Annotated in this window: 8 protein-coding genes; 5 read left to right on the forward strand and 3 right to left on the reverse strand. The window is 52.3% G+C overall.

From position 1 onward, the window contains the following. Positions 1–34: 34 nt before the first annotated feature. From BMY09_RS13800 to BMY09_RS13810, 3 genes are all read right to left on the reverse strand, one after another. Positions 35–2,392 carry an intermembrane phospholipid transport YdbH family protein gene (locus BMY09_RS13800; RefSeq protein WP_091359366.1) on the reverse strand — a complete coding sequence of 786 codons (2,358 nt, stop codon included), beginning with the start codon at positions 2,390–2,392 and terminating at the stop codon, positions 35–37. Positions 2,393–2,430: 38 nt separating this feature from the next. Next, complete coding sequence (locus BMY09_RS13805; RefSeq protein ID WP_091359369.1) at positions 2,431–2,841, reverse strand: hypothetical protein; 411 nt, start codon at positions 2,839–2,841, stop codon at positions 2,431–2,433. A gap of 63 nt (positions 2,842–2,904) precedes the next feature. Further along, entirely contained in the window at positions 2,905–3,546 is a 642-nt protein-coding gene (locus tag BMY09_RS13810) for an O-methyltransferase (RefSeq protein WP_091359372.1), read from the reverse strand. 242 nt (positions 3,547–3,788) lie between these two features. On the opposite strand from BMY09_RS13810, the gene BMY09_RS13815 reads away from it, so the two are divergent. The 5 genes from BMY09_RS13815 to ftsZ all read left to right on the forward strand — a co-directional run. Continuing rightward, entirely contained in the window at positions 3,789–4,139 is a 351-nt protein-coding gene (locus BMY09_RS13815; protein WP_091359374.1) for a hypothetical protein, read from the forward strand. Between the two features lie 29 nt (positions 4,140–4,168). After that, the gene (locus tag BMY09_RS13820; protein ID WP_245756590.1) at positions 4,169–5,695 is read left to right on the forward strand and encodes a DNA recombination protein RmuC; all 1,527 of its coding nucleotides are present in this window, start codon (positions 4,169–4,171) and stop codon (positions 5,693–5,695) included. Next, entirely contained in the window at positions 5,692–6,345 is a 654-nt protein-coding gene (locus BMY09_RS13825; RefSeq protein WP_091359381.1) for a gamma-glutamylcyclotransferase, read from the forward strand. Before BMY09_RS13820 ends, BMY09_RS13825 begins: the two co-directional genes overlap by 4 nt. A 632-nt stretch (positions 6,346–6,977) precedes the next feature. Then, entirely contained in the window at positions 6,978–8,216 is a 1,239-nt protein-coding gene (gene ftsA / locus BMY09_RS13830) for a cell division protein FtsA (protein ID WP_091359384.1), read from the forward strand. A gap of 60 nt (positions 8,217–8,276) precedes the next feature. Further along, positions 8,277–8,929 (forward strand): cell division protein FtsZ (gene ftsZ, locus BMY09_RS22205; protein ID WP_175483551.1); only part of this gene is annotated, 653 nt, incomplete at its 3' end.

The following is an 8,929-nucleotide window of genomic DNA, read 5'->3' on the forward strand; positions in this document are numbered from 1 at the left end:
TACCGTTGTGGCGGCCCTGCCTGATTGTAACCTGTCAACGGTATCGCTTTTCCAGTGTTTTCGTCAATTTGTCTGTAAATTGAAGGGCTTGTAACAATTTCGGGATGTTTTCCTCGATATTGATGGTAAAGTCGACTGGCTGCCCCCGGTTCCAGTTGGGATTATGTCCTTTCAGGTGGGTTTTTAGCAGGGCCTCCCCATCTGGCTGGTAATCCAGTTCAATTCCCAGACTCTCATAGCGCATGTTGCGAAGCGCATCAAAGGCGATGCCCAGGGCCGGGTTGGCTTCCTGTAACGCCAGAAACTCCGCCGGTGGCTCGAACCTGATCCAGCCCCCGTCCGGGGTGCTGAGAACCTGTCCCCCTGTGATGGTTAACGCCCCGTCGCTGAAGTGGACCGGCATCTGACCATTAAGGGTTCCGCTACCGGTGAGTCCCTCCTGCTGCTCCAGCGCGATCAGTTGCGCCAGGTCGATCCCTGTCACCGCGATTGCTGTCTTAAAGTCGGGATTATCCAATGCCAGTGTTACCGGCAGGGTGGTCACCTTTCCTCCGAGTAGGTCAACAGTGCTACTGTCGAGCTGTAGCGTCTGTTTGCCCGCTGCGCTCTGTTCAAGGCGGTAGCGTCCTGAGAAGTTTTGCAGTGGCACACCAACATCGATAAAAGCGATCTCTAACTGACCGCTATCCTCTAATTTACCGCGGTGGTTCTTAACCGTTTCTGAACTCCAGTCGATGTCGTACAGATGGGTCTGATCGTAACTGAAGCTGGCTTTGTTTGTCCGGTTTAACAGCCGCAGAGCGATACCCGTGTTATTCATATCCAGCCAGCCCTGCTGGTGCAGTGTGCCTGCGGTGAATACCAGTTCCGGGGGGATCTCCTGGCTAAAACGTCGCAGTAGTTTTTCGATGCCGGTGAGTGGCACGGCGGTTTTCCAGCTGCCGGTGGTGCGGTTGCTTGTAAGATCTGTGGTGGTTGAACCGCTGACCTCTGTTGCAGCAGCCAGCAGCTTGTCCTGCAGATTAAGGCTGAAGCGCTGGCTAACTTTTTCCGGGCTGATGTCAGCATGGCTGTTCAGTTTTATCAGTGGCAGTGGGTGGGCGTTGTAAACCCCTTCGATCTGGTCAGCTGTCAGATCGGCCTGCAGATGCTGGTCACTGAGCCTGATCTCTGACAGTGAGAGTGAAAGAGGTGCAGAGCTGATCTGTATATCTGGTTGTCCGGCGGATTTAATCGTCACTGGTTGCAGTCTGATAAGCAGATCTGTCCGGGGCAGCTGTAGCGTGTTGATACCGGACTGGCTGAGTGTTTGCACCGTGGTTTTAATCTGCAGGGGGTTAATCAGCTCAACCTGTATAGCATCGGAGCGAATTGTCGGGGCTCCTGACCCGCTCCCGTGGGCTGCAAACTGCTGACCGTTGGCGGATAGCTGCTCTATGGTCAGCGTCAGCTCATCGTTCTCCAGTAGCAGCGCTGAGTTCTGTTGCATATCCAGTCGCGCCAGTTCAGGGATGGGCCGCTGCAGGGCAACCTGACTAGAGACCTGGTAGTGATGACTGGTGGCACTGAGACCGCTGTCGAGGGGGATTTCGCTACTGCCTGAGAGCGTAACGGTGCCGGATATTTCAGGCAGGGAGACCGGCGCAGGCAATGCCATAAACGCCGTTAACAACGGCTGCTGCAATAGTATCTGCAGTTGTTCCGGGTAGAGGTTTGTCTGGCTTTGGACACTAAGCTGTGGTGCCTGATAGGACAGTGAAAAGCGGGCTTCAAGGGCGGGAATCTCCTGGGTGGACAGGGTCAGCTGGCCGGTATCCTGATGGTCAACCATCAGCTTCAGAGCGATCTGCGGGGCATCCTGAATCTGGTCAACACTGAGGCGGAGCTGCTCATTATCGGTTGAAAGATGACCGGAAAAAACCAGTGGAGGAAAGCTGTCGGTTTCAGAAGATGAATGGATATTGACCCTGAAGTGTTCCAGTTTAATCGTATCGGCGGGTAACTGCTTTAACAGATAGGAGGGCAGAGGAGGGAACGGCAGCTGTCCCGGTTCAGTCGTGGCTGCTGAACGCTGCGCTAAAGCCAGATCCAGCTGCAGCCCATCTATATGCAAACTTTTAACCCGCTGTGAATTAAATAACAGCCAGGGGGTGAAGCGCAGATCGATTGCTTCTGCCGTCAGGACGAACGACTGATCCGGAGTGCTTTTCTGTAGTTTAAGCTGGTTGATCCGGATCGTGTTAAGGCCGGGTCTTTGTAAGTCAAAGCTGGCATCGATCTGCTGCTCTGCCAAAAGCTGGCGGACACTGTATTCGGCAATTGCCGGAAGCGCTGCATAGACACTGGCTATCAGGAAGCACAGGAGAGCCGTGGCTATCAGCAGTTTGCGCATGCACCTCTCCCTGTCACAATATTAAACCCCGTTAAACATCAGATATCCTCCAGCTCCATCTCACAGAGCCGGTCGACTGCATCCCTCAGATGAAAGATGATCTTCGCATACTGGTCGCTGTCGGCGGCAATATCAATATCGCTGAGCCGGTCAGCTGTTTCTTCCAGCGAGGCGCCCTGGGCACTGATACCGTTATCATCCAGTAACCAGTATATCAGACCATAGATCTCTGCCCGGGTTTCAACCGCATCCAGATCCGCCAGAAAATGGCCGCGCAACTGTTGTAACAGCTTAAACAGTGGGTCATCCAGGTCTGTTTCTACATAGAGCCTTAGCAGGGTGTCGGCATCCCCGATCAGGTAATCTGCCGCCCCCGGTGCTGCCGCTGTTTCGCTGTCGCAGGGTTCAAGGTGAAACGCATCGTTGTGACTACGGATAATAAAACGCATATCGGCGTTGCCTGATCTTTTAAGGTTGAACTGAGTAAATGTTTCAGCCGGAGAGTCTGAGGGTTAACGGATCTTACGCACCACATTAAGGCCATCCCTGACGGTCAGGAAGACGTTTTCCACGTCCGGGTCCTGGGCGATAAGACGGTTAGTTTCCACCAGAATATCATCGATCTCCGATTCCGGTTGTACCACTTTGCCCGACCAGAGCACATTATCGAGTACGATCAGTCCACCGGGACGGGTCATCTCTTTTACCCGGTTATAGTAGTTAAGGTAGTTGCGTTTATCGGCATCGATAAAGGTGAAATCCAGTGTCAGGTCGAGGCTTTCGATGGTTTCCAGGGCGCGACCAAAGATCACTTCAATTTTATGGCCGTGTTCGCTGCGATCGTAGAAGGTCTGGGCAAACTCTATCGCCCGGGGGTTGGTTTCGCAGCAGATAAGCCGGCCATCTTCGGGCATCCCTTCGGCAATAGAGAGTGCAGAGTAACCGGTAAACATGCCGATCTCCAGCGCCACTTTCGGCTGATGGATCGCACTCAGCAGCTTCAGGGTGCGGCCCACTAAACGCCCGGAGAGCTTTTGCGGCCAGCCCATATTTTCGTTGGTTTTATCGATCAGTTCCTGCAGCAGGGGAGGCTCTTCGCCGGTATGGATAAAGGCGTAATCTTCGATGGCTTCATCAACCAGATACTGGGTCATTCTGTCTCTCTCAACATCACATGTCTGACCCGGACTTTCAGTGCCGTTGCCCTGTTCGGTTCCGGGTAAATTTTGCCGGGGATAATATCACTTTTGAGGCGTGTAGGGATAATGCTGTGTTACCCGGCCAATAATGATGAACGGTGACATTTTTCCGCTGTATCCGGGGATATGCCATAGGTTGGGGATGAAAAATCCCTTACAATGATCGTTTTTAAACATTGTAAAAGTGGAGTAACCCCTTGGACCCCCTGATTCTGTTTCTCTGTACCGGTTTTGTCTCTATGTCTGCTGCACTGAGTGCCGGGCAGCTGAATAAACTGGCGGATGCTGATAAGCCCGCATTTATGCAAAGCCGTAATGGTGCGGTAATGGTGATTATGGCGGGAAATCTGGGGGCGCTGACACTGATCGGTGCGCTGGCGTATGGTTTCCGGTTGCTGGAGTGGTGGATCCCGCTTAGCTCTGTTTTCCTCTCTTTCCCGGCCATCTCTCTGGGTATTACCCAGCGCCTGTTGGGTGATCGGGTGAATCTGTTTCTGATGCTGCCACTGACCCTGGTGTCTATCGGTCTGCTATATCATTTCTGGTAAGCTTATTCTCTCCATCAACAGGAATGACAATGATGACTGCCCAGCTGACTGAACTGTTAAATAGCCCCCTGATGATCGCAGCGTCAGGTGTCGTGCTGGGTTTGCTGTTGGGTCTGATCTGGTTGCAGCTGACAAAACAGAAACTCAGCAGTCAGCATCGTTCCCAATTGCAGCAAGCTGAGATGGAACAGCAGAAGCTACTGGAGCAGTTGGAACGTTTTCAGGTTGATCAGGCGATGACCAGCGACAAAGTTCAGTATCTGGAACAGGAGCTGCAGCTAAACAGTGCGCGGGTGCGGGATCTGGAGCTGGATCAGGTACGGTTGCAGCAGGTTGAGGCGCATAAATATGCGCTTGATGATCAACTGGCAGAGCAACAGGAGCAGATGGATAATCTGCAACGCTTATTAAGTCAGCGACAGGCACGTATTGCCGAACTGGAAAGCCGGCTGGAGAGTGAGCGGGAATCACAGTCAGAGAAACTGCAGTTGCTGACTGAAGCCCGGGATCAGCTGAAAAGCGAATTTCAGAATCTTGCGAACAAAATCTTTGAAGAGAAATCAGCGAAGTTTACTACTGCGAATAAAGACTCTCTCGGTTCACTGTTAACCCCGCTACGCGATCAGTTGGGCGAGTTTAAGCGCAAGGTAGAGGATGTCTACGATAAGGAAGCCAAAGACCGCCGCTCGTTGTATGAACAGATTACCCAGCTGAAAGAGCTGAATCAGCAGATGAGTATGGATGCGGTTAACCTGACCAATGCCCTCAAGGGCGAGAGTAAGACTCAGGGAAACTGGGGCGAGGTGATTCTCGAACGGGTGTTGGAACAGTCCGGTTTGCGAAAAGGCTATGAATATGAAACCCAGGTCTCACTCAGTGAGCAGGGACAGCGCTATATGCCGGATGTCATTATCCGTCTGCCGGACGAAAAAGACGTTATTGTGGATGCGAAAGTCTCTCTGACCGCCTATGAAAAGTACTGCTCTGCTGATGAAACCCCGGCACAGGAGCAGGCATTAGCTGAACACCTGCAATCGATTCGCAACCATATCCGGGGGCTGAGTGATAAAGCGTATCAGAGCCTGGAAGGGGTTCGATCCCTTGATTTTGTGCTGATGTTTATCCCCGTGGAGGGCGCTTTTTTGTTAGCCCTGCAGCAGGATAAAGAGCTGTTCAGCTTTGCCTACGAACGCAACATTATTCTGGTGAGTCCCTCGACGCTGCTGGTGACGTTGCGGACCATCAATAATATCTGGCGTTATGAGCGGCAGAACCGTTTTGCGCAGGAGATCGCCCGTCGTGGCGGTGAGCTGCACGATAAGTTTGTTGGTTTTGTCGAATCCGTGGAGGATATCGGGCGTCATCTTGGGCGCACTCGGGCGGCCTACGACACCGCGCATAAACGCCTCAGCAGTGGCAAGGGGAATCTGGTTAATCAGGCGGCCTCACTGCATAAGCTGGGGGTGAAAAACAAGAAAGAGCTGGATAAAAAACTGACTGATCATGCCTCAGAGTCCGACCCGGATGCTGAACAGCTGGAGATTCTCGACAGATGATCTCGGTGGTGGGTTATGGTTCGCTGTTATCAGAAAGTTCTGCCCGCCAGACGGTGCCAGCGCTGCAAAACTTTCGTCTGGTACGGGTGCCCGGTTTTCGACGTATTTTTAATAAAGTCGGTATCGTGTTTCTCAGCCGTCACGGAGCTGATCCGGAGAGCCTGCAACTGGCCTCCTGTTCAACGCAGAGAGTGGCGGGGTGTGACATTATCTGTAGTCAGTTTGAATGCTCCGCTGAGGATTTTGTCGGCCTCTATGAACGGGAACACCGGTTTCGCTGGATAGAGGTGGAAACCCTGCCATTAGACCCGTTACAGGCGCCTGATACACCCTCTGTGGGGCGGATGTGTACCGGTTATGATGATCTGGACTACCGCCTCAATAAATGTGTGACACCACAGGAGTATGAGCTGCGGGTAGGGCGGTTCTATACGGGGGCTATCTGGCGCGATGATATTCTGCCTTTCCCCCGTTATCTCGCCTTCTGTTTGCAAGCGGCCGCCTCTCAGGGCCGTGTTGTGCTGGATAACTTTCTGGACAGCAGCTATCTTGCCGATGGTCAGTCAACGCTCAGAGCCTATCTGGAACAGACCCCGGAGTTGCAGGACTGGCGTAATTTTGAAACGGGTTATCACTATCCCTCCCGCTAGTTCGCACGGTTATCTAGCTTTATTTTTGATCCTGTTTATAAATTATTTTCCCATCGTTGAATAAAAATTCGGCGGCATGTTTTGCCCGGTTGTTTTTATCAATATGGTGTTTTGAATTTTTATGGAAAATCAAAACTAAATATTGAAAATTCCTTAATTCATCAAAATTAAGTTTTGAAAATTCTCAAAATCATCAAAATTAAATATTGATATGTATATTTACAGTCAAAACTTAATTTTGATTTTTGTTTATTTTTTGTACAAAAAAGACGCGATATGTGATAAAAATAGAGGGGTATTCAAAGACGTGCTATATTTGCCGCAACGGCAGAGGCGGTAGGCGATTTGCCGCTAAAGATGGCAAAAAATTGCCGATATAGAGAAAAGGCTTCAAAATTTTACAAATATTTAATGGCTAAAATGTTGTGTTTAAAGAAGTACCCATTTTTAGCAATTATTTGGTTTATTTTTTGCTGTAGTTGTCAATAATATTGCAAACAGCAAAAAGAATGGTTTTACCGGGTAAAAAAATATCCGGGGTTGGTCAAATAACATTCAGGGCTGAAGCAAAAAGCAGCCGGTAAATTACCGTTTCTCGGTAGAGGGGCGGATAGCTAAGTATGTGACTGGATATGGCAATGACGAGCAATATGATCGTGGCACTGGATATCGGCACCTCGAAAGTGGTGTGTCTGGTGGGCGAGATTGGCCTGGATGGCACGATCGATATCGTTGGTATTGGCTCCCATGAGTCGCGGGGGCTGAAGCGGGGCGTGGTGGTGAATATCGAATCCACCGTGCACTCCATTCAGCGGGCCGTGGAAGAGGCCGAGCTGATGGCGGGCTGCAAGATCCACTCGGTGACGGTGGGGGTCGCCGGCAGTCATATCAACAGCATGAACTCCCACGGTATCGTTGCCGTCCGCGACGGCGAAGTGATGGAACATGATCTGGAACGGGTGATTGATGCGGCCCGGGCGGTAGCGATTCCTGCCGATCAGAAGATTTTGCATATCCTGCCGCAGGAGTATGTTATCGATAACCAGGAGGGCATTCGCGAACCGCTGGGGATGTCCGGGGTGCGACTGGAAGCCAAAGTACATCTGGTGACCGGCGCGGTGAATGCGGTGCAGAACATTGAGAAGTGCGTTAAACGCTGTGGTCTGGCGGTGGATAACGCGGTGCTGGAACAACTGGCATCCAGTTACTCGGTGCTGACCGAGGATGAGAAAGAGCTGGGTGTCTGCATGGTGGATATGGGGGGCGGTACCACCGATATCGCTATCTTCACCGGTGGCGCGATCCGCCATACCGCGGTGATCCCGATCGCCGGTGATCAGGTGACCAACGATATTGCCATGGCGCTGCGCACACCGACACCCCATGCGGAAGAGATCAAGATCAAATATGCCTGTGCGCTGGCCCAGCTGGCCAGCGCCGAGGACACCATCAAGGTGCCCAGTGTCGGTGATCGTCCGGCACGGGATCTGTCGCGGCAGGCGCTGGCAGAGGTGGTTGAACCGCGCTATGACGAACTGTTCACCCTGGTGCAGGCGGAACTGCGTCGCAGCGGTTTTGAAGATCTGGTGGCCGCAGGGATAGTACTGACCGGGGGCACGGCGAAGATGGAAGGGGCGGTGGAGCTGGCGGAAGAGATCTTCCATATGCCGGTGCGACTGGCGTTGCCAAAAGGTGTGCGGGGCATGGGAGATATCCTTAACAGCCCGATCTACGCCACCGGCATCGGTCTGTTGCAATACGCCAAACAGGATAGTCATCATCAGGGGGATGCCGTCCCGGTTGATGATGATGAACCAGAAAAAGAGAACATACTGAACCGGATGAAAGCCTGGTTTCAGGGGAATTTTTAGAACGTAACATAAGCAATACAACAGGTGCGGGTTGGGCACTGAACCTGGAGGATAAGGGACATGTTTGAATTAGTTAATAACATCGCGCAGAACGCCGTCATTAAGGTGATTGGCGTCGGTGGTGGCGGTGGTAATGCCGTACAGCACATGGTCTCATCGGAGGTTGATGGGGTCGAATTTATCTGTGCCAATACCGATGCGCAGGCTCTCAACAATATGGGCTCGCGCAACGTCCTGCAGCTGGGTGGCGAAATCACCAAGGGGCTGGGTGCGGGTGCTAATCCGGATATCGGTCGTGAAGCGGCGATGGAAGACCGTGAGCAGATTCTGGAGATGCTCAGCGGTGCTGATATGGTGTTTATCACCGCGGGAATGGGTGGTGGTACCGGTACCGGTGCGGCGCCAATCGTTGCTGAAGTGGCCAAAGAGCTGGGTATTCTGACGGTTGCTGTGGTGACCAAGCCGTTCCCGTTCGAGGGTAAGAAGCGGATGCTGATCGCCGAACAGGGGATCAAAGAGCTGTCCGAGCATGTCGACTCGCTGATTATCGTGCCCAACGAAAAACTGCTGCAGGTACTGGGTAAAAACTGCACCCTGATGAAAGCGTTCGACGAAGCGAATGATGTCCTTAAAGGGGCGGTGCAGGGGATCTCTGATCTGATTATCCGCCCGGGTATGATCAACGTCGACTTTGCAGACGTACGCACGGTGAT

The sequence above is a fragment of the Amphritea atlantica genome, from assembly GCF_900111095.1.
Classification (GTDB): Bacteria; Pseudomonadota; Gammaproteobacteria; order Pseudomonadales; family Balneatricaceae; genus Amphritea; species Amphritea atlantica.